Source organism: Micromonospora sp. NPDC003944, from assembly GCF_053605225.1.
This window is the reverse complement of record NZ_JBSGIV010000020.1, coordinates 42,118-62,028: the sequence shown is the minus strand read 5'-3', so window position 1 is coordinate 62,028 and position 19,911 is coordinate 42,118. Positions and strand designations below refer to the sequence as shown.

Annotated in this window: 21 protein-coding genes; 6 read left to right on the top strand and 15 right to left on the bottom strand. The window is 70.1% G+C overall.

The features are described from left to right. The first annotated feature begins 59 nt into the window (after positions 1-59). The 5 genes from ACWER9_RS12880 to ACWER9_RS12860 are packed head-to-tail and all read left to right on the top strand — an operon-like array spanning position 60 to position 4,416. Complete coding sequence (locus ACWER9_RS12880; protein WP_452301994.1) at positions 60-1,034, top strand: ABC transporter substrate-binding protein; 975 nt, start codon at positions 60-62, stop codon at positions 1,032-1,034. 28 nt (positions 1,035-1,062) lie between these two features. Continuing rightward, the gene (locus ACWER9_RS12875; RefSeq protein WP_452301993.1) at positions 1,063-1,863 is read left to right on the top strand and encodes an ABC transporter permease; all 801 of its coding nucleotides are present in this window, start codon (positions 1,063-1,065) and stop codon (positions 1,861-1,863) included. After that, complete coding sequence (locus tag ACWER9_RS12870) at positions 1,860-2,684, top strand: ABC transporter permease (RefSeq protein ID WP_452301992.1); 825 nt, start codon at positions 1,860-1,862, stop codon at positions 2,682-2,684. The genes ACWER9_RS12875 and ACWER9_RS12870 overlap by 4 nt, the downstream gene beginning before the upstream one ends. After that, complete coding sequence (locus tag ACWER9_RS12865; RefSeq protein ID WP_452301991.1) at positions 2,677-3,489, top strand: ABC transporter ATP-binding protein; 813 nt, start codon at positions 2,677-2,679, stop codon at positions 3,487-3,489. Before ACWER9_RS12870 ends, ACWER9_RS12865 begins: the two co-directional genes overlap by 8 nt. Before the next feature lie 33 nt (positions 3,490-3,522). Then, positions 3,523-4,416 (top strand): PaaX family transcriptional regulator, encoded by an 894-nt coding sequence (locus ACWER9_RS12860; RefSeq protein WP_452301990.1) that lies wholly within the window; start codon positions 3,523-3,525, stop codon positions 4,414-4,416. Here the strand turns inward: ACWER9_RS12860 and ACWER9_RS12855 are convergent. From ACWER9_RS12855 to ACWER9_RS12805, 11 genes are all read right to left on the bottom strand, one after another. Further along, on the bottom strand, positions 4,340-5,866 hold the full coding sequence (locus tag ACWER9_RS12855) for an acyl-CoA synthetase (RefSeq protein ID WP_452301989.1): 1,527 nt from the start codon (positions 5,864-5,866) through the stop codon (positions 4,340-4,342). The genes ACWER9_RS12860 and ACWER9_RS12855 overlap by 77 nt on opposite strands. 58 nt (positions 5,867-5,924) lie before the next feature. Next, positions 5,925-6,377: a MaoC family dehydratase gene (locus ACWER9_RS12850; protein ID WP_452301988.1), complete on the bottom strand. Its 453-nt coding sequence runs from the start codon at positions 6,375-6,377 to the stop codon at positions 5,925-5,927. A gap of 17 nt (positions 6,378-6,394) precedes the next feature. Next, the gene (locus tag ACWER9_RS12845; RefSeq protein ID WP_452301987.1) at positions 6,395-7,276 is read right to left on the bottom strand and encodes an amidohydrolase family protein; all 882 of its coding nucleotides are present in this window, start codon (positions 7,274-7,276) and stop codon (positions 6,395-6,397) included. Positions 7,277-7,325: 49 nt separating this feature from the next. Next, entirely contained in the window at positions 7,326-8,252 is a 927-nt protein-coding gene (locus tag ACWER9_RS12840) for an SDR family oxidoreductase (RefSeq protein ID WP_452301986.1), read from the bottom strand. A 107-nt stretch (positions 8,253-8,359) separates the two neighbouring features. Further along, entirely contained in the window at positions 8,360-9,127 is a 768-nt protein-coding gene (locus ACWER9_RS12835; RefSeq protein ID WP_452301985.1) for an IclR family transcriptional regulator, read from the bottom strand. A gap of 21 nt (positions 9,128-9,148) precedes the next feature. Further along, positions 9,149-10,528: an IS607 family element RNA-guided endonuclease TnpB gene (gene tnpB, locus ACWER9_RS12830; RefSeq protein WP_452301984.1), complete on the bottom strand. Its 1,380-nt coding sequence runs from the start codon at positions 10,526-10,528 to the stop codon at positions 9,149-9,151. Further along, positions 10,525-11,103, bottom strand: coding sequence for an IS607 family transposase (locus ACWER9_RS12825; protein ID WP_452301983.1), 579 nt, complete (start codon positions 11,101-11,103; stop codon positions 10,525-10,527). Before ACWER9_RS12825 ends, tnpB begins: the two co-directional genes overlap by 4 nt. Positions 11,104-11,184: 81 nt before the next feature. Then, the gene (locus tag ACWER9_RS12820; protein WP_452301982.1) at positions 11,185-12,138 is read right to left on the bottom strand and encodes a PDR/VanB family oxidoreductase; all 954 of its coding nucleotides are present in this window, start codon (positions 12,136-12,138) and stop codon (positions 11,185-11,187) included. Then, complete coding sequence (locus ACWER9_RS12815) at positions 12,135-12,341, bottom strand: hypothetical protein (protein ID WP_452301981.1); 207 nt, start codon at positions 12,339-12,341, stop codon at positions 12,135-12,137. The genes ACWER9_RS12820 and ACWER9_RS12815 overlap by 4 nt, the downstream gene beginning before the upstream one ends. Beyond that, positions 12,338-13,381 (bottom strand): aromatic ring-hydroxylating dioxygenase subunit alpha, encoded by a 1,044-nt coding sequence (locus tag ACWER9_RS12810; protein WP_452301980.1) that lies wholly within the window; start codon positions 13,379-13,381, stop codon positions 12,338-12,340. The genes ACWER9_RS12815 and ACWER9_RS12810 overlap by 4 nt, the downstream gene beginning before the upstream one ends. Before the next feature lie 154 nt (positions 13,382-13,535). Beyond that, the gene (locus ACWER9_RS12805) at positions 13,536-13,868 is read right to left on the bottom strand and encodes a TraR/DksA family transcriptional regulator (RefSeq protein ID WP_452301979.1); all 333 of its coding nucleotides are present in this window, start codon (positions 13,866-13,868) and stop codon (positions 13,536-13,538) included. A gap of 434 nt (positions 13,869-14,302) precedes the next feature. On the opposite strand from ACWER9_RS12805, the gene ACWER9_RS12800 reads away from it, so the two are divergent. Then, the gene (locus tag ACWER9_RS12800; RefSeq protein WP_452301978.1) at positions 14,303-16,390 is read left to right on the top strand and encodes an amylo-alpha-1,6-glucosidase; all 2,088 of its coding nucleotides are present in this window, start codon (positions 14,303-14,305) and stop codon (positions 16,388-16,390) included. 33 nt (positions 16,391-16,423) lie between these two features. On the opposite strand, the gene ACWER9_RS12795 is transcribed toward ACWER9_RS12800, so the two are convergent. The 4 genes from ACWER9_RS12795 to ACWER9_RS12780 are packed head-to-tail and all read right to left on the bottom strand — an operon-like array spanning position 16,424 to position 19,706. Next, positions 16,424-17,158, bottom strand: coding sequence for a VOC family protein (locus tag ACWER9_RS12795; RefSeq protein WP_452301977.1), 735 nt, complete (start codon positions 17,156-17,158; stop codon positions 16,424-16,426). A gap of 56 nt (positions 17,159-17,214) precedes the next feature. Beyond that, complete coding sequence (locus ACWER9_RS12790) at positions 17,215-17,889, bottom strand: hypothetical protein (protein WP_452301976.1); 675 nt, start codon at positions 17,887-17,889, stop codon at positions 17,215-17,217. Between the two features lie 36 nt (positions 17,890-17,925). Then, positions 17,926-19,026 (bottom strand): Gfo/Idh/MocA family protein, encoded by a 1,101-nt coding sequence (locus ACWER9_RS12785; RefSeq protein ID WP_452301975.1) that lies wholly within the window; start codon positions 19,024-19,026, stop codon positions 17,926-17,928. Then, complete coding sequence (locus ACWER9_RS12780) at positions 18,996-19,706, bottom strand: ThuA domain-containing protein (RefSeq protein WP_452301974.1); 711 nt, start codon at positions 19,704-19,706, stop codon at positions 18,996-18,998. The genes ACWER9_RS12785 and ACWER9_RS12780 overlap by 31 nt, the downstream gene beginning before the upstream one ends. Positions 19,707-19,911 lie beyond the last annotated feature (205 nt).

Genomic DNA, 19,911 nt, shown 5'->3' with positions numbered 1-19,911 from the left:
AATCCGAGGCATCCGCCGACTTCCGACGCACCCACCACCCGCCCAGGAAGGCCTCGTCAATGAAGAAGGTCATGGCTCTCGGGCTGATCGCCGCTACCGCGATCGCCCTCACCGGATGTACCGACTCCGACGCGTCCAAGCCGTCCGAACAGGCCTCGGGTGACTTGCGCAAGGTCCGGGTCGCGGCGCTGCCCATCACCGAGACCGCCGCGCTCTGGGGCGGTATCACGGCGGGCATCTTCGCCGAGCGCGGGCTCCAGGTCGAGGTGCTGCCCGCCCAGGGCGGCGCGCAGGCCATTCCCGCGCTCCTGAACGGCGACATCGACTTCGCGATCGGCCAGCCCTTCGGCCCGTTCCGCGCCGACCTTCGGGACCTCGGCGTCGTCATCATCGGCAACTACGCCTCCTCGTACGCCGCCGGCGACGACATCAACGCCGTGGTGGCCTCGGCGAAGTCCGGCATCAAACGACCCGCCGACCTCGCGGGCAAGCGGGTCTCGGTCAACAGCCTCGGCGCCGCCGGCGACGTCACGATCATGGCAGCGGTCGAGAAGGACGGTGGTGACCCGTCGACAATCAAGTTCGTCGAGGTCGCCTTCCCGGACGCCCCGGCCCAACTCGAATCCGGGAACATCGACGCCGCCTGGGTGCCGGAGCCCTTCGTCACGCAACTGAAGACCCGCGGCGACACCTTCGTCGTCGCGCCCTACCAGGCGGTGGTGCCCGGCCTGGCCACACTCACCACCATCACCACCAAGGAGCGCACGGAGAAGGACGCCACACTTGTCGAGGACTTCACGGCCGCGATGAAGAAGACGTTGCAGTGGGCCAACGACCCCGCAAACGTGGCACCACTGCGGCAGGCCATCAAGGACAACCTGGAGTTGCCGCCGCCGGTGGCCGACTCGGTCCGGTTGCCGGCCTTCGGGTGGGAGGTCGACAGGTCGAGCCTCCAGACGCTCGCCGACCTCGCGCAGAAGTACAAGGTGCTCGACAAGCAACCCGACCTCGACCGTCTCATCCAGCAGAAGTAGCCGGCGCCCGCGTGACGACGGGAGTGACATGCGCGTGTTCTCCAGCCGACGCCTGCGCGCGATACGCAAGGCGGTGCTCGGCGTCGTCGGCCTGACCGGGTTCCTCGTCGTCTGGCAGCTGATCCCGACGCTGGGCCTGGTCAACCCGCTGTACCTGCCGTACGTGACGGACGTGGTGGCGCGGCTGTTCGAGCAGCTCGTCGACCTCGCGTTCTGGCGGCGGCTGGGCAGCACCATGACGTCCTGGGCGATCGGCCTGACGGTGGCGACGGTCGCCGCCGTCGTCCTCGGCACGGTCGTGGGGTTGGTGCCGTTCCTGCGGCGGGCGACCCACACGGTCGTCGAGTTCCTGCGACCGATCCCATCGGTCGCCCTCATCCCGCTCGCCGTGCTGATGTTCGGCATCCAGCGCCAGGCCGCTCTCGTCATCATCGTCTACGCGTCGTTCTGGCAGGTGTTCGTGCAGGTGATCTACGGTGTCGCCGACGTCGACACGGTGGCTCGCGACACCGCCCGCAGTTTCGGTCTGACCCGGCGGGAGAGGCTGTCGCACCTCGTGCTGCCGACCACCCTGCCGTACCTCATGACGGGTCTGCGGCTCGCGGCGGCGGTCGCGCTCATCCTCGCCATCACCGCGGAGATGGTGATCGGCAACCCCGGCCTCGGGCGCATGATCGAGCTGTCCCGGTCCGCCGGAGACGCCCCCGGCCTGTACGCGCTTGTCGTGGTCACCGGCCTGCTCGGGCTCCTGGTGAACATCGTCTTCCGGTTCGTCGAGCGTCGGGTGCTGTCCTGGCACCAGTCCGTACGGGGAGAGGAGCCGCTGTGACCGCGCACACCGGGCGGATCGTCACCACGGCACGCAGCCGCACGGTCGGGTCCCGGGTCGCGGCGAACATCCTCCACCCGCTGGCGCTGCCGACACTGCTGCTGGTGGTCTGGGGTCTGGTGGCGACCAGGACGACGAGCCGCTTCTTCCCCGACCCGTTGACGATCGCCGAAGCCTTCCGCGAGACCTGGGTCGGGCCGGCGTTCGTCGAGGACGTCCTGCCGAGCCTCGCCCGCCTCGGCCTCGGCGTCGCCGCGTCGGTGGTGCTCGGCATCGCCGCCGGCACCCTCATCGGCCTGACCCCCTGGCTGCGTGAACTCCTCGAACCGTTGCTGGAGTTCCTGCGGGCCATCCCGCCGCCGGTGCTGATCCCGGTGGTGATGCTCCTGCTCGGGATCACCGACACCATGAAGGTGATCGTGATCGTCTCCGGCGCGGTCTGGCCGATCCTGTTGAACACGATCGAGGGTGTCCGGGGCACCGACAGCGTCATGCGGGAGACCGCGGAGTCGTTCCAGGTCTCCCGGTGGGAGCGGCTCCGGTTCCTCGTGCTCCCGGCCGCCAGCCCACGGATCATGGCCGGGGTCCGTCAGGCCCTCTCGGTCGCGCTGATCCTGATGGTCATCTCCGAGATGTTCGCCTCCTCCTCCGGCCTCGGCTACCGCATCGCCTACTTCCAGCGCAACTATCTGATCGCCGAGATGTGGAGCGGCATCCTCCTCCTCGGCCTCGTCGGCGTTCTTCTCGCCGTAGCTTTCGGTCTCGTCGAGCGGCGCGTACTGCGCTGGTACCACGGCATCAGGGAGGTCAACCGTGCCTGACCGGAGCACTCTGCTGCGGGTGGAGCACCTGCGGAAGGTCTACGAGTCCGCGACGGGCACCGTCGAGGCGATCGGGGACGTCAGCTTCACCATGGACGCCGGCGAGCTGGTCTGCATCGTCGGCCCGTCCGGCTGCGGCAAGACCACCCTCCTGAAGTGCCTCGCCGGTTTGCTGCGGCCCACAAGCGGCGTGGTCGAGATGGACGGCTCGCCGGTGACCGGGCCCAGCCCGGCCATGGCCGTCGTGTTCCAGGAGTACGGTCGCAGCCTCTACCCCTGGCTGACCGTGCGCGGAAACGTCGAGCTTCCGCTGCGGCACAAGAAGCTCTCCCGCGCGGCCCGCAACAAGCTGGTCGTCGACGCTCTCGAGGCGGTCGGCCTCGCGGACGCCGAGCGGAGCCACCCGTGGCAGCTCTCCGGGGGGATGCAACAGCGGGTGGCGATCGCGCGGGCGATCGCCTACCAGCCCGAAGTCCTGATCATGGACGAACCGTTTGCGGCGGTCGACGCGCAGACCCGGGCCGACCTGGAGGACCTGGTCCGCAAGCTGCACGCCAGCCGCGCCATCTCGGTTGTCTTCGTCACCCACGACATCGACGAGTCGGTGTACCTCGGTCAGCGGGTTCTAGTATTGTCCACGTCGCCAACCTGGGTTCAGGAGGACCTCGCGGTCGACCTGCCGCCGGAGCGCGATCAGATCACCACCCGCGCTCTGCCCCGTTTCACGGAACTGCGGACACACGTCTACGACCAGATCCAGCGGGCAAAGCGTGGGCAGACGGTGGCCCCCCGATCCGCGCGGTGATCGGCGGCCGAGCCAACGAGTTCACCGAAGGGGATGGCTGTGGGTAGTCGTCAGCCGAAGCAGTTGTTGCTCGCCTTCTTCGGCGAGCACGTCGTCGACGCTGCCACGGGCCCGATCCGGGCGAGCGCCCTGATCAGCGTGCTGGAGGGTGCGGACGTCGCCGCGCCGGCCACCCGCGCGACCCTCGACCGCCTCGTGCACAGCGGCATCCTCGCCCGCAGCAGAAGTGGCCGCGAGACGCTGTTCTCGCTTACCGAGCACGGGGCCGCGGTGTTACGCGAGGCGACCTACCGCGTTCGTGGGCCACGGCCGTTCGACCCGCAGGGCAGCGGGTGGACGCTTGTCACCTTCTCGATCCCGGAGGGTCAGCGGACGCTGCGGCACCGGCTGCGCTCGATCCTCACCTGGGAGGGCTTCGCGCCGATCCGGGACGGGCTCTGGCTCGCGCCCGGCGAGGTCGACCTCGCCGGTTCGTTGGAGCCGCTGCGGCAGGACCTCGCGCCCAACACCGTGGTCGCGTTCCACGCCCGCGAACTCGCCGGGTTCCCGATCGGCGAGAGCGTGCGCGCGGCGTGGGACATCGAGGCGATCCGACGCGCGCACCTCGCCTTCATCGACGCGTGGGACGACCCGTCCGCGTCGACGCTGGCAGCGAGCGCCCTCACCGTACGGACGATGCTCGTGGCGGACTGGCTCGCGCTCCTGCGCGCCGACCCGAGGCTGCCGGCCGAGTTCATGGACGCGGAGTGGCCCGCCACGAGGTCGGTGCGGACCTACCGCCGGATGCACGAGACGCTGGCCGAGGCGTCCGCGGCGGAGTTCGCCGACCTCGTCGCGGCCCGGCCCGCGGCTAGGCGCCGAACCGGGTCCGCAGATCGGCCTTCCGCACCTTCCCCGACGCCGTCCGGGGCAGCTCGTCCACGATGACAACGTTCTTCGGGAGTTTGTAGCGCGCGATCCTGCCGTCGAGGCACGCCCGGACGGTGTCGGTGTCCACGGACACCCCCTGCCGTACGGTCAGGATCGCCCATGGCACCTCCCCCCACCGCTCGTCCGGTACGCCGATGACCGCCGCCGAGGTCACCCCGTCGATCTCGGTGAGCAGTTGCTCGAGTTCGAGCGGGTAGATGTTCTCGCCCCCCGAAATGATCATGTCCTTGAGTCGGCCGGAGATGTAGAGGTAGCCGTCGGCGTCCAGGTGACCGAGGTCGCCGGAGCGGAACCACCCGTCGGCGGTGAACGCTTCTGCGGTCGCCTCGGGGAGCCCGTGGTAGCCGGAAAAGACGTTGGGCCCGGTCACCTCGATCTCACCGACGGTGCCGGTGGGCAGCACGGCCCCGGTCGGGTCGGTGATCCGTACGTCGGTGAAGAAGTGCGGCAGACCGACACTGCCCTGCTTGACGCGGGTCATCGTCGGCGGCAGCGCGGTGGCGCCCGGCGCGGCCTCGGTCATGCCGTACCCCTGGGAGAACGACAGGCCCCGCGCCTCGTAGGCGTTGAGGATGCGGGCGGGCACCGCCGAACCGCCGCAGGTGAGCTTCGTCAGCGTCGACAGGTCTGTCGATGCCCAGGCCGGGTGGTCGGCCATCAGTTGGTAGGTGGTGGGCACGCCGCTGAGCATGGTGACGCTGTGCCGCTCGATCTGCGCGAGCGCGCGGCCCGGTTCGAATCCCTTCTCGATGACCATCGTGGCGCCCTTGAGGATGACGGGCAGGGCGCCCATCCCGAGCGAGGCGACGTGGAACAGCGGCGAGATCATGAGCGCGACGTCGGTGGAGACGACGTCGTAGTCGACCACACAGTTGAGCGCCACCCAGGTGAGGTTGCCGTGGGTCAGCACGGCGCCCTTGGCCCGGCCGGTCGTGCCCGAGGTGTAGATGATCGCCGCCGGATCAGCGTGGGTGGTGTCGGCGCGGTCGGTGAACGGGGTGACGGCGGCCCGGGTCAGCTGGGCCAGCCCGGGTCGGTCGGTCGCGCCCTCGCCGTTGACGATGACGCACGAGGTCCGGGCGGTCGGCGCGGCAGAGGCCACCGACGCCGCGAAATCCGGGTCGTGGATCAGCACCCGAGCGCCGCAGTCGGCGAGGACGTGGGCGATCTCGGGTGCGGCGAGGCGGGTGTTGATCGGCACGAAGACGGCCCCGACCTGCGCCGCCCCGAACATCACCAGGAGCAGTTCGGGGCTGTTGTCACCCAGGTAGGCGACGCTGTCACCCTTGCCGACGCCCCGCTCCCGCAGCACCGCCGAGACCCGGTCGGCGGCGTCGGCGAACTGTCCGTACGTCATCGGCGACCGGTCACCGTGGATGATCGCGATCTGGTTCGGGGACTTGAGCCGGCGCTTGGTCACCCACGCGTCAATTCCGTGCTGCTGCATCAGCATTCTCCCGGCTGGAGGTGGTGTGCTCGCCCGGTTCGAGTAGTGCCCCGAGGGTTCAGGCGTAGAAGCGGTACAGACCTCGCGCCACGACCGCCGGCTTGGTGCCACCCTCGATCTCGATCGTCTGGTCGACCGCGACCTGGTAGCCGCCACGCACCTCGACGACCTCGACGACGGTGGCCCGCATGCGCACCCGCGCCCCGACCACGACCGGCGCGGGGAAGCGCACCTTGTCCAGGCCGTAGTTCACCTTCGTGGTCACGCCCTTGACCTCGAGCAGCTCCGTCCAGAAGGGAATCGCCAGGGAGAGGGTGAGGAAGCCGTGCGCGATCGGCGCGCCGAACGGGCCGGTCTTCGCCCGTTCGGGGTCGACGTGGATCCACTGGTGGTCGTCCGTGGCGTCGGCGAACAGGTCCACCTGGTCCTGGGTGACCGTGCGGTAGTCGGTGTGACCGAGATCGATACCGGCGAGATCGCCGAGCCGGTCGTAGGTGATTGTCGTCGTCATGGCGTTTCCTCTCGTCGTCACCGGGCGAGGCCCAGCAGTCGGGCCGCGTTGTCCTTGAGGATGCCCGGAAGCACTTCCGGCTTGAGGTCGGTCGACTGAACGTCGCGCAGCCACCGGTCCGGGGTGAGCATCGGGTAGTCGGTGCCGAAGAGCACCCGTCGCTTCAACACCGAGTTGGCGTAGCGCACCAACTCGGCCGGGAAGTACTTCGGGCTCCAGCCGGACAGGTCGATCCAGGTGTTGTGCTTGTGGGTGGCCACCGACAACGCCTCGTCCTGCCAGGGCACCGACGGGTGAGCCATGATGATCTGCAGGTCGGGAAAGTCGGCCGCGACCGGATCGAGCAGGATCGGATTCGACAGGCCGAGCCGCAGGCCATAGCCGCCGGGCGTACCCGCGCCGATGCCGGTCTGCCCGGTGTGGAAGAGCGCCGGGACACCCGCCCGCTCCAGCAGGCCCCACAGCGGCGCGTACTCGTCGTGGCTGGGGTCGAAGCCCTGCACGGTCGGGTGGAACTTGAAGCCGCGTACGCCCTCCTCCTGGATCAGCCGGTCGGCGAGGTCGAGGGCCGCTCCCCCGGTGCGCGGGTCGACCGACCCGAACGGGATGAGCACGTCGGCGTGTTCGGCGGCCGCGCGGGCGATGTCGGTGCTCGACAGCGGCGGGTGCTTCAGTTGCGTACCCGCGTCTACGGTGAAGACGACGGCGGCCATGCTCCGCTCGCGGTAGTACCGCGCCACCGCGTCGACGGCGGGCCGTGGCCCGTCTGTCCTGAAGTAGGCCGACGCCGCCGCCACGAGCGGCCCCGGCAGGGAGGTGTGGCCGTGCGCGTCGACCTCGATGTGCACGTGCATGTCGATCGCCGTGACGTCGTCGAGGTCGATCGCGGGCTGGTACATGGGGCCAACCTTCATCGGGCGGTCGGTGCCGGCGGTCTGCTCGGGCTGGTCAGGACGGCGTGCGCTCGAACTCCTCGGGGAGTTTCGGGAAGCGTTCGCCGACGCTCTGCGCGGCGCCGGCGAACGTCGTCGGCCAAGCCTCCACGAGCGCGTCGTACGTCCAGCCGCCCTCGCGGTGGGCGGTCAGGGCCGCCTCCGGGTGGGTCCAGATCTGCAGGCGGTCGCCGCCGACACCGATCACCTGCCCGGTCACCGAGGCCGCAGCGTCGGAGGCGAGGAACGCGACGAGTCCGGCCACGTCGTCCGCCGTACCGAACCCCAGCTCGTGTCGAAAGAACGCGGGCATCGGCTCGCCGTTCGCCTCGGCCCGCACCGCAGCGGCGAAGTAGGGGACGGTGGCGGTCATCGCGGTCGCGGCGACCGGGACGACGGTGTTGGCGGTGATGCCGGCCCGCGCGAGTTCGAGGGCCCAGGTGCGGACCATGCCGACGATGCCCGCCTTGGCGGCGGCGTAGTTGGTCTGGCCGAAGGTGCCCCGCTGCCCGGTGGGCGACCCGACGCAGATGATCCGCCCGCCCTCGCCGGCCTGCCGCATGTGCTGCACCGCCTCGCGGACGGTGGTGAACGTGCCGCGCAGGTGCACGTTGACGACGGTGTCGAAGTCGTCGTCGCTCATCTTCCACAGCACCGTGTCGCGCAGGACACCGGCGTTGGTGACCAGGATGTCCAGTCGCCCGAAGTGGTCGACCGCGGTGCTGACGAGCGCCTTCGCGGTCTCGGTCGGGCCGACGGGTGCGACCACCGCGACGGCCCGGCCGCCGGACGCCTGGATCGCCGCCACGGCGTCGGCGGTGGCCTCGGCGTCGACGTCGTTGACCACTACCGACGCGCCCCGGCGCGCCAGCTCCTGCGCGTAGGCGAGGCCGAGACCCCGCCCGGCGCCGGTGACGATGGCGACTCTGCCGTCCAGTGACATGAGGTGCGCCCTCTCGTCGATGCCGTTCCGCGCACGAAGGTGGGAAACACCCGCGCACCGGCAACGTAATGCAGAATTTGATCGGGCGTCAACGATTTGCAGTCTGTCTACAGGAGACCCCGGCCCGGAGGTGGGCTCTTCAGTGCCCGGGAGACGACCCGGCCGGCGGCCTGGACCAGTGGGGCCAACGCCACCGGGTCCGCCCGGTCGTGGGCGACCACGAGCGAGATCGCCGCGACCACACCCTCCGGTACGCGGATCGGCGCGGCCACCGAGAGGGCGTCCATCGTGACCTGACGGTCGCTGACCGCGTACCCGGCCCGGCGCACCTCGGCGAGGCTGCGGCGCAGCCGCCTCGGGTCGGTGATGGTCAGTTCGGTGTACCGCTCCAACGGCGCGGCCAGCACCTGCTCCTGGACCTCGGCGGGCGCGTGGGCGAGCAGGACCAACCCGACGCCGGTGGCGTGCAGCGCGAAACGACCGCCCACCCGGGTGAGCACCGGCACCGCGTGCCGCCCGGCGATCCGTTCGATGAAGACGAGTTCGAGGTCCTGCCGAACGGCGAGCTGGACGTTCTCGTGGGTCACCTCGTACAGGTCCTCCATGACCGGCAGGGCCAGCTCCCGCAGCCCCAGGCCCCTCGGGGCGAGTGAGCCCACCTCCCACAGGCGCAGACCGATCCGGTACCGCCCGTCGTCACCGCGCTCCAGCGCCCCCCAGGCGACCAGCTCGGCGGCCCGTCGGTGCACAGTCGGCAGGGGCAGCCCGGTGCGACGCGCCAGCTCGCTCAGGGTCAACGCCGGGGTGGACGGGCTGAACGCGTCGAGCAACGCCAGCACCTTGCTCGTCACCGACCGTCCCGGTTCTGCGCGCACCCCGTCATCATCCGTTACCTCTCAATGCGCTTTAGTAAGCACACGGTTGGTAGTCCTGCCTTGCGGCGGAACGGTCCCGGTCTGACCGGCGGATGCCGTGCCGGGTTCACGCTTCGTCGCCACCTGCCCGCGTAGGCGGGTCTTCTGGTCGGCTCCACGTGCTGCCACCGGGCCACTCCCGGCGTTATCGAACTCGGCCGCGAGGGCGGCCAGGTTCAAGGAGGCGTTGCGGTCACGGTCGATGACCAGACCGCACGCCTCGCAGGTGTATTCGCGCTCGGACAGGGCCAGCTTGGTTTTCACCGTGCCGCAGCCCGAGCAGGTCTTGGAGGACGGATACCAGCGGTCGGCCAGCAGCAGCCGGCCGCCGTTCCACCCGGTCTTGTACGCCAGTTGGCGACGGATTTCCGCGAACCCGGCGTCGGCGACGTGCCGGGCCAGCTTGCGGTTGGCCAGCATCCCGACCACGTTGAGGTCTTCGACCACGATGGTGCCGTGCTCACGCGCGAGCCGGGTGGTGAGCTTGTGCAGCCCGTCGCGGCGCAGATGAGCGATCCGGGCGTGCGCGCGACCGAGCCGAGCAGATGCCCGCTTCCACCGCTTCGACGGCCGTCTTGCGGTACGCCGGTCCGGGCCGGTCTTGCGTGACAGCGCCCGGCCCAACGAGCGCATGCGTTGCTGCGCGGCGACTAGGTGGCGCGGGTTGTCGACCAGCTCGCCAGTGGACAGCACGGCAAGGTGCTTGATCCCGACGTCCACGCCGACGAACGACTGCGGCCGGGCAGGGGCGCGTTCGGCCCGTTCGACCGTGACGGTGAACGACACGTGCCAGCGTCCGCCGTCGCGCCGCACAGTCGCGGACGTGATCCGAGCGGTGCCGTTGTCCAGGCGGCGGGCGAGTTTGCGGGACGACTCGTGCAGCTTCAACCGGCCCAGCCGGGGCAGCACCACGTGCATGCGGTCGGGTTCGACCCGGATCGCCCCGGTGGTGAACCGCACGGATGGTGTGGTGCGGCGGCGGGACTTAAACCGGGGAAACCCGACCAGCCGCCCGGCCCGTGCGCCCTTGCGGGAGTCGGCCCAATTCTTCAAGCCGCGCGCGAGGGCGTCCAATCCGGTGTTGAACGCCTCCTTCGACACCTCGCCCCACCACGGCGCAACCGCGGGCTTAGCGGCGTTCCACGCCTTCCGCAACCCAGCGAGGGACCATGATAGCGACGGCGTCAACGCCTCATCCGGCACGCCGTAGGATCGCTCGGCGGTCCGCTGGTCCATGACCGCCTTGACCGTCGCGAGTGCCCAGTTATGCGCGACCCGGGCCGCCCCGGCATGCGCGAGCACGTCACGTTCCTGGCCCGGGGTGAGGTCGAGGGCGAACCGGTACGCCTGGATCGTCTTCACACCGGAGCCTCGGTGGCGGCTTCGACTGCGCGGCGGACGCGGTTCGCGGCGGCGCGACGACCGTAAAGGCGGGCGCACAGCGAAGTCAGGATCTCGGTGACGTCGCGAACCAGGTCGTCATCGACCTCAGCCGGGTCGACCACCAGCAGACGGCGGCCTTGCGCGGCCAGCGCGGCTTCAAGGCACTCGGCACCAAAGCGAGCGAACCGGTCGCGGTGCTCGACCACGATGGTTGACACAGCCGGATCGCGGAGCAGGGCGAGGAACTTCTCACGGTGCCCGTCCAACGCCGACCCGACCTCGGTGACCACCCGGTCCACGCCGAGCTTCTGGCCGGTGGCCCACACAGTCACCCGGGCGACCTGACGGTCCAGATCCGCCTTCTGATCGACTGACGACACCCGGGCGTACACCACGGTCTGCCCGGCCTCGCCCGCCGCTCCCGTGACCGGATCCCCGACCATGATCAGACGGCCGATCCGGTAGGTGGGAATAGGCAGCGTTCCGGACTCGTAACGCCGACGTGCCGTCGCGTACGAGATCCCGGTGGCCGCTGCCCATTCCTTCAAGTTCAAGACGCCGACTTTAGTAGACTAGTGAGCACTACTGACGACCGCCACGCCAGCAGTTGTCATCCCCCCGTCCGCGCCGGGCGCTCACAGCTCCAGCACGAGCCGGGGCGTACGGGCCCGGGACACGCAGATCATCATGGTGTCCCCGGCGGCCCGCTCCTGCGCGGTGAGCAGGCTGTCGTGATGCTCCGGCACACCGGCGAGCACAGGTGTCTCGCAGGTGCCGCAGGTGCCCTCCCGGCAGGACGAGAGGACCTGCACCCCGGCCTCCTCCACCGCCTCGAGGATCGACGTGCCCGGCGGCACGGTCACCGTCCGCCCGGAGAGCGTGAGCGCGACCTCGATCGTCGTCTCCGGCGCGCCGGTGCCGCCCGCTGCGGAGAACCGTTCGACGTGCAGGCAGCCGGGTGGCCAGCCGCGGCAGTGCTCCTGCACGGCGGCGATCAGGGCTTCCGGGCCACAGCAGTAGACGAGCCCCGCGCCGGGCGGATCGAACAGCCCGGCCAGGTCGAGCAGACCGGTCTCGTCCTGCGGGTGCAGGCTCACCCGGTCGCCGTACCTCTCGAGCAGGGTGGTGGCGAAGGCCATGGTGGCGCGGCTGCGTCCCCCGTACACCAGCCGCCAGTCGGCGCCCGCGGCGTCGGCGGCGGCGACCATCGGTGCGATGGGGGTGATCCCGATGCCACCGGCGACGAAGAGGTAACGCCGTGCGGCGACAAGCGGGAAGGTGTTGCGCGGTCCGCTCGCCCGGACGGTCGCACCGACGGTGAGCCGCTCGTGCACCAACCGGGAGCCGCCGCGTCCGTTCGGTTCGCGCTGCACCGCGATCCGGAGGTCGGACCGGTCCGCCGGGTCGCCGCAGAGGGAGTACTGACGGGCCAGACCGACGTCCAGCTCGAGGTCGATGTGCGCGCCCGGCGTCCACTCGGGCAGGTCGGCGCCGTCGAGGCGGCACAGGCGGATCGCCACGACCTCGGCCGCCACCTGATCCCGGCCGGCAACCACCAGCTCGACACCGGCGAGGTCGTCCACTGTCACTCGCGCACGGCCATCCGCATCGGCGGGTCGGGCGCCGGCACGGCGATTCCCTGGTGGCCCTGCGGGTGCGCGAGCAACCACTCCCACAGCTCGATCGGGTCCTCGGCGAGGCGCTCGGCCGCACAGTGGCAGATCCCGCGCAGGGTGTCGGTGCCGGGCAACCAGTGGATCCGGTAGACCCGCTCCCCGACCACGGAACTCATTGCGGCGCTCCCACCGTCCCCGAGCCGACCATCCGGGCCAGCAGCCGCCGAGCGGCCAGACCGCCGGTGTCGATGTTGATGCTCAACTCCTGATAGCGGTCCGGCTCGGCGGCGATCACCTGTTCCAGGATGTTGAGCGCGGTCACGTCCTGCATGACCACCGTGTGGTTGCTGTCGTGGAGGTACTGGCTGACCGCCTCGTCGTCGATCGCGAAGTCGCGCGCCACGGCCCAGAAGTCGTAGGTGGTGTGCTCGGTCGACGGGGTGATCGCGTACACGATCTCGGCGTGGAACGCCTCGTGGTCGTCGCCCTCGGCGGGCGGGTAGACACCCTGCGGCGCGATCCGGCTGTGCAGGAGGTAGAGGCAGGGTGGGTGGTACTCGATGTCCTGCCACCGGGTGATCCGGCCCTGGATCCCGGTCGAGCGTGCGTAGAACGGCGGGCACTCGGCGTCGTCCATGTGCCGACTGACGTGGACGATCCCCCGGTCCTCGTCCACCTCGGTGGTGATCGGGGTGTTCGCCACCTCCGGCGTGCCGATGTAACCGCCGTGCAGGTAGGTCTCGTGCGACAGGTCGAGGAGGTTGTCCACAAGCAGGCCGTACCGCGCGTTCAACGGCGCCATCCCCCGCACCACCGCGTAGCGCGGGTCGGCGAGCCACGGTGCGCGGGGGATCGTGGTCGGATCGGCGCGGTCCCGGTCGCCGATCCAGACCCAGACGAAGGAATCCTGTTCCACCACCGGGAACGAGACCACCCGCGCGGTGCGCGGGATGCGTTGTTGACCGGGTACGAAGACGCACGCGCCGGTCGGATCGTAGGTGAAGCCGTGGTAGCCGCAGACGATCGTGTCGCCGTCGAGCCGACTCTCGGACAGCGGGAAGCGTCGGTGCACGCACCTGTCGGCGAGTGCCACCGCCTCCCCGGCAGCCGTGCGGTACAGCACCATCGGCTCACCGAGCACGGTCCGGGCGAGCAGGCGTCGCCCCACCTCACCGCCGTACGCCGCCACATACCACTGGTTACGCGCGAATGCCATGCGACCGGACCCCCATGCCGACGGACGTCGATGGACCTGGATCGTCCCGTGTGGTGTGCCGCGCCGACACCGGAGCTTTCACTGAATGAAAGGCTGGCCTTCCGCGCGTGACGGGGTGGCTGCCGTGCCGACGACGCGGCAGCCACCCTCGACGTCACCTGCTCTGCTTCTCCTGGCACGGCACGCAGAAGCGGACGTGCGGAAGGATCTCGAGCCGCTCGGCCGGGATGCCCTGGTGGCACCGCTGGCAGGCACCGTAGGTGCCGTCGCTGATCCGGTTGAGCGCTGCGGTGATCTGCTCGATGTTCTGACGGGTGGCGACCAGCAGCGCGGCCTGGTTGTGGGCCTCGCCGGGGTCGCCGGTGTCCGCGTTGAGCTCGGTCAGTTCCCGCAGCCGAGCCGTCTGGGCGGCGAAGTCGTCCGCCAGGGACGCTCGCAGGTCAGCCAGCCAACTCTGGTCGAGAGTTCGACGATGATCGACGCTCATGGTCTGCCTTTCAAGGGGATCGGGCCGGGAAACAAAAAAGGCCGAAGCTTGACAGCTTCGCCCTGGCGGTCGTTCTGGATGTGCAACGACTCCGCGGGTGGGCCTCGGCCAGCTCGCATCGGGCTCCACGATGTGTGCGTGGGCACGGTGTGCGGCGCGCGGACAACCGGCACCCGCATGTCGGCCTTGAGGCGACCCGCCGCCGGCACGCGACCAGCACCACCCGCCGCCACCTCGGTGGCGGTGAGCGAGCGGAGGGTCACCGACGACATGCCCCCACCATAGAGGGGTATTGCCGTGACGCCAACGTCCGCGATGAGCCGCGATACTGCCGGGAACTGCCGCTTTCCGCCGAAACAGGCCCGTTACCCGGAGCCGGTGGGTGCCCTTCGATATCGCAACGAGGCGTTCTTTTCCAGCCATAGACTTCGGGCATGGCGGAGTCCGACAAACGTCACGGTGGCGCCAACCGCGACATGCCACCGGAATTGGGTTCGAACGCTGTCGGCATATTCGAAGGCCGCACGTTCATGTTGTCCAATCCGTCCGGGGACGTTCCGGCGGACTCCATCGCCGGTTTGGTGCACGACGACACCCGCTACGTCAGCCGCTGGGAGATGACGCTCGACGGCCTTGCCCCGCTGGTCCTGAGCGCGAACCCTGTCGACCCGTACTCGGCGGCCTTCTTTCTCGCGAATCCTGAGCTCGACGGCCTGGCGGCCAACCGGATCGGCGTGCGGCGGGAACGCTTCGTCGGCGACGGCATGTACGAGCGGGTCACGCTTCAGTACTTCGGCGCCGAGCCGGTCTCCGTACGCCTGCGGTTGGCTGTCGGCGCGGACTTCGCCGACCTCTTCGAAATCAAGGGGACGGGGCGGAGCAGGCTTGACGACATCCAGCGGGCCCACCGGCCGGACGGTTCTGCGCTGCGTTTCTCCTACCAGAATTCGCACTGGTCGGCGGTCACGACAGTCGAGGCCGAGCCGTCGGCCGACCTGGTGGAGGGTGACGCGCTGGTCTGGGACGTGCATCTGGGCCGGGGCCAGACCTGGGATTGTGAGCTGCGGGTGCTGCTGAACTGCCGGGGACGGGACTACCAGCCGGCCAGCCGCACCTTCGGCGAGGAGCACGACCCCGGCGCCGACGACGCAGCCTGGCGGTGGAGGGCGAACAAGCCGCACCTGACCGCCGAGTCAGACCTGTTGAGCAGCGTCTACCACAAGTCGGCGAGCGATCTGGTGTCGATGCGGATCGCCAAGGAGATCCGGGGTGAGCAGGTCGTGCTGCTGGCCGCCGGCATGCCCTGGTTCCTCGCGGTCTTCGGGCGGGACACCTTGATCACCGCCTACCAGAGCGTCAGCTGCGGGCCCGAGGTCGCCCGGGGCGCGCTTGTCACCCTTGCCGCGCACCAGGGCAGCGTCGTCGACGACTTCAGCGACGAGGAACCGGGCAAGATCCTTCACGAGTTCCGGTCCGGTGAGCTGACGCAGCTCGGCATCGTGCCGTACGGGCCGTGCTTCGGGGCGGCCGACACCACCCAGCTGTGGCTCATCCTGCTCTCCGAGTACTGGCGGTGGACGGGCGACGACGCGTTGGTCAAGCGGTTGCGTCCGAACGCCGACGCGGCTCTGCGCTGGATCGACACCTTCGGCGACCGTGACGGCGACGGTTATGTCGAGTACGCCACGCGCTCCCCCGAAGGGATGCGCAACCACTGCTGGCGCGACTCACCGGACGGGGTCCAGTTCGCCGACAGCGCGCTCCCCGCGCTGCCGGTCGCCACCTGTGAGATCCAGGGCTACACCTACGACGCGAAGATCCGCGCCGCGCAACTCGCCGACGGGCCCTGGGCCGACAGCGCACTGGCTCGACGCCTGCGTACCGAGGCCGCCGAGCTGCGGGAGCGGTTCAACCGCGACTTCTGGCTGCCCGGGCGCGGCGGCTACTACGCGGTCGGCCTCGACGCCGACAAGCGGCCCATCGACTCGATGACCTCCAACATGGGTCACCTGCTCTGGAGCGGCATCGTCCCGCCGGAGCGTGCCGCGACGGTGGCCCGCCAGTTGATGTCCGACCGGATGTTCTCCGGCTGGGGTGTCCGGACGCTGTCCACGGAGGATGTCGGGTACAACCCCATCGGCTACCATCTCGGCACCGTGTGGCCGCACGACAACTCGATCATCGCCGCCGGGCTCGCTCGATACGGTCACCGCGATGCGGCGAACCGCATCGCCATGGCGATGCTCGAGGCCGCCGCCCACTTCGAGTACCGCCTGCCCGAGGCCATCTCCGGATACGACCGCTCGCTCGGCCGACGACCCGTGCCCTACCCCACCGCCTGCAATCCGCAGGCCTGGGCCAGCGGAGCGCCCCTGCTGTTCCTGCGGACGATGCTCGGGCTCGGCGTCGACGACGACGGGACCCTCACCGCCGACCCGCACGTGCCAGAGGCGTTGGGGACCATCCGGCTGACCGGGGTAACCGTCCACGGCGAACGTCGGACCGTCGAAGCCTCCGCGTGACGGTCACGCTCCCCGGGCCGGCCCGGGCCGGGCTCAGCCGGGGGTGAGGAGGCAGAACTCGTTGCCCTCCGGGTCGGCGAGCACCCGCCACGGGACCTCTTGGCCCAGGTCGATAGAGGTCGCGCCGAGACCGCGAAGCCGGGCCGCCTCGGCCTCCGGGTCGTCACCGGGGTACGGGCGGACGTCGAGGTGGACGCGGTTCCACCCACTCTTCACGTCAGGCGTACGGACGAACTCCAGATAGGGGCCGACGCCCCTGGCGGAGCGTAGTCTCGCCCCCTGGTCGGTCACCTCGTGCAGCGCCCAGTCCGTGGCCTCGCTCCAGAACCGGCCCATGGCTCGCGGGTCCGCGCAGTCGACCACCACGGCGGCGATCGGCCCGGTGTCCCGGTAGAGCGGTCGGGGGTCCAACACGCAGAACTCGTTGCCCTCCGGGTCGGCCAGGACCGTCCACGGCACGTCGCCCTGGCCCACGTCGACGGCGCTCGCGCCGAGGTCCTTCAGGCGCGCGACCAGCTCCGCCTGGTGCGTCACCGAGGTGGTGGCGAGGTCCACGTGCACCCGGTTCTTCACCGTCTTGGGCTCCGACGAGACGACGAGGTCGATGCAGACGGCGACGGGGTCGGGGTAGACGAAGCCCTCGGGTTCGAGGTTGGTCACCCCGGGTCCCTCACTGGAGACTCCCCAACCCAGCGCCTGCGCCCAGAAAATGCCAAGCGCCGAGTCGTCCCGGGCCTTCATGTTGATCTGAACAAGCCGTGTCGCCATGCCGCGATGCTAAGGCCCGTCGAGTCGGCTGTGGCACCCGACCTGGAGTGACGGCTCTACGGCAGGTCCAGCAGTTGCTCGATCCGTGCGGCCAGCACCAGGTCCATGCTGCCGTCGACGTTCACCCGGACGAGCGCGCGATCAGCTGACCGCGCCAGCCGGACCACCAACGCGGCCGTGCCGGCCAGCGGGTACTCGAACCAACGGTCCACTGTCTCGTCGTTCGTGTCGTCGAACGCACCGGTGAGTGCCGCCTCGTCGAGATCGTCGTACGGGTAACCGATGTGGGCGCTGACCTGCCGGAGCAGCCGTACGACGTGGTCCTCGGCCACCCAACCCTCGACGTGCGTCGCGCCGTCGCGACGCGCCGCGTCCAGTGGCCGCGGTCCGGGCGATACCAGCTGGTCCGATTGGGGGTCGTACGTGTCGAGCCCGAAGGTACCGGCCAGGACAGGGAGCGTGTCGATGTCCTCCCACCCGTAGGGCAGGGTCACGCCGACGAATCTGTCGGCGAGACCGGTCTGGCCCCATGGCTGCCGCCAACCCAGGTCGTCGTGCCACGGAGCGATCATGTCGGCAAGATCCGGCCAGCGGTGGAGCAACTCGGCACGGAATGCCAGGACGCGGTCATCCGGCCCCAGACCGTCCGCCGACTCGTCCGCGAGCCGATCAGCCAACTGACGAGGGTTGACCGCTGCCCCGAACGGCCAGAAGTACAGGTCGTAGCTCACGCGAGCAGCGTAGGGGACGTCCCGGTCCGAAGGGCGCTACCCCTTCCACTGCCCGACCGGCGTGAGCGGAACCGCCGGGGGCCGCTCCACCACCGTTGACAGCTCGATCCGCCGGCCTTCCGCCGCCGACCGGAGCAGGCTGTCCATCGTTTCGAGGACGTGCAGCGCCACGTCACCGTCGGCCCGCGGCGGACGCTGATCGTCCGCCCTGACCAGGTCGATCAGACCGATGCCCCGGGAACTCTCGGCGTAGCCGGCCGATGGTTCGAGAGCGCGCCACTTGTCGCCGCCGAGTGCGAAGAGTCGAACCTCGCCATCGAAGTAGTTCGGGTCGGGTACGGCGAGCGTGCCCGCCTCCCCGTGTACCTCGATCGGTGCCGCTGTCGTCCGGACGCCGTCGAAGCTCGTGGTGATGGTGGAGAGCGCGCCGTTGGCATGTTCGAGCACCCCGGTGAGGTGGGTGTCCACCTTCACCGGGATCCGCTCGCCGGCGCGGGGGCCCGAGCCGATGACGCGCTCCCCGCGCAGGCGGCTGCCCGCGCCGGTCACGGCCCGAACCGGCCCGAGCAGGTGCACGAGCGCCGAGATGTAGTACGGCCCCATGTCCAGCAGCGGGCCGCCGCCAGGTGCGTAGTAGAAGTCGGGGTGGGGATGCCAGCGTTCGTGCCCCGGGGTGACCATGACGGCCGACGCGGACATCGGGCGGCCGATGAGCCCACCGTCGATCGCCGCCCGCGCCGTCTGCGTACCCGTGCCCAGGACCGTGTCCGGCGCGCAGCCGACGCGGACGCCGGCCGAGGCGGCCCGTTCGATGATCGAGCGGCCGTCCGCGAACGTCACGGCGAGCGGCTTCTCCCCGTACACGTTCTTGCCGGCGTCGATCGTCTGCAGCGAGATGTCCGCGTGCGCTGCGGGGATGGTGAGGTTGAGCACCGTCCGCACGTCGGGACGGGCGAGCAGATGGTCGACGCTCAGAGCCTCGGCTCCGGGGATCGTGGCCGCGACCTCGGTCGACCGGGAGGCGTCGAGGTCGGCCACCGCGACGATGCTCACCTCGGGGTGGTCCACGAGTGTGTCCAGGTACGCGCGGGAGATGACCCCGAGACCTACGACGCCGACGCGGTGCGGGTCGCCCACACCATCCCCCTCTCGATGACGGTACGAACGCTCTCGTGCTCCAGCACGTCGAGGCTGTGCCCCGGGGTCGTCACGACGACGCGCCCGGCGCCCCACAGCCGGGTCCAGATCGCCGGCGAGGTGACCGGTCGGTGCCACGGGTGCCACGCCTGCGTGGGGTGGGTGGTCACGGCCAGCACGTCGATCAGGTCGTCGTGCAGCACCCAGTACTGTTCGGTGACCAGGTCGAAGTCCTCGATCCCCGCGGTGATCGGGTGCTCCCGGCCGAGGTCGGTGATCCGCACCGTGTGCGGCAGGAAGTTGTCCTCCGGGCCACCGTGCCGCTCACACGGCTCCAGACCCGGGTGGGTCGCGAACTGGCCGCCCACCAGATGCAGGTAGTCGGACGACGCACGGAACGAGTCCACGATGCCACCGTGCCAGCCGGTGAAGCCCGTGCCGGCGATGACCGCCGCGCTGAGGCCCGCCACCTGGTCGGCGGTGATCTGCGACATCGTCATGCACTGCACGACGAGGTCGGTCTCGGCCATCTCGGCCGCATCGGCGTAGATCTCTGTCGACTCCTCGACCCGTACGGCGTAGCCGCTCCGTTCGAGGAAGGGGAGGAACAACTCCGTCGCCTTGACCGGCTGGTGACCCTCCCATCCGCCCCGGACCACAAGTGCTCTCCGCTGCGCCACCCTCGCTCCCTCCCACAGCCCGTCGCCGGCGAGGAGGTTGCTCCGCCCCGACGAGTGCCGTCGACACCCGTACGTGTCGAGCACCGAAACCGTACCCGTGGATGACGCCCGAGCGGACGTACGCCAACCGCCGGATTCCACTGTGCCCGGTCTGCGAGCCCCCGGGCCTCGACGGCATCGCCGCAACTGGATACTTCTCCTCGCC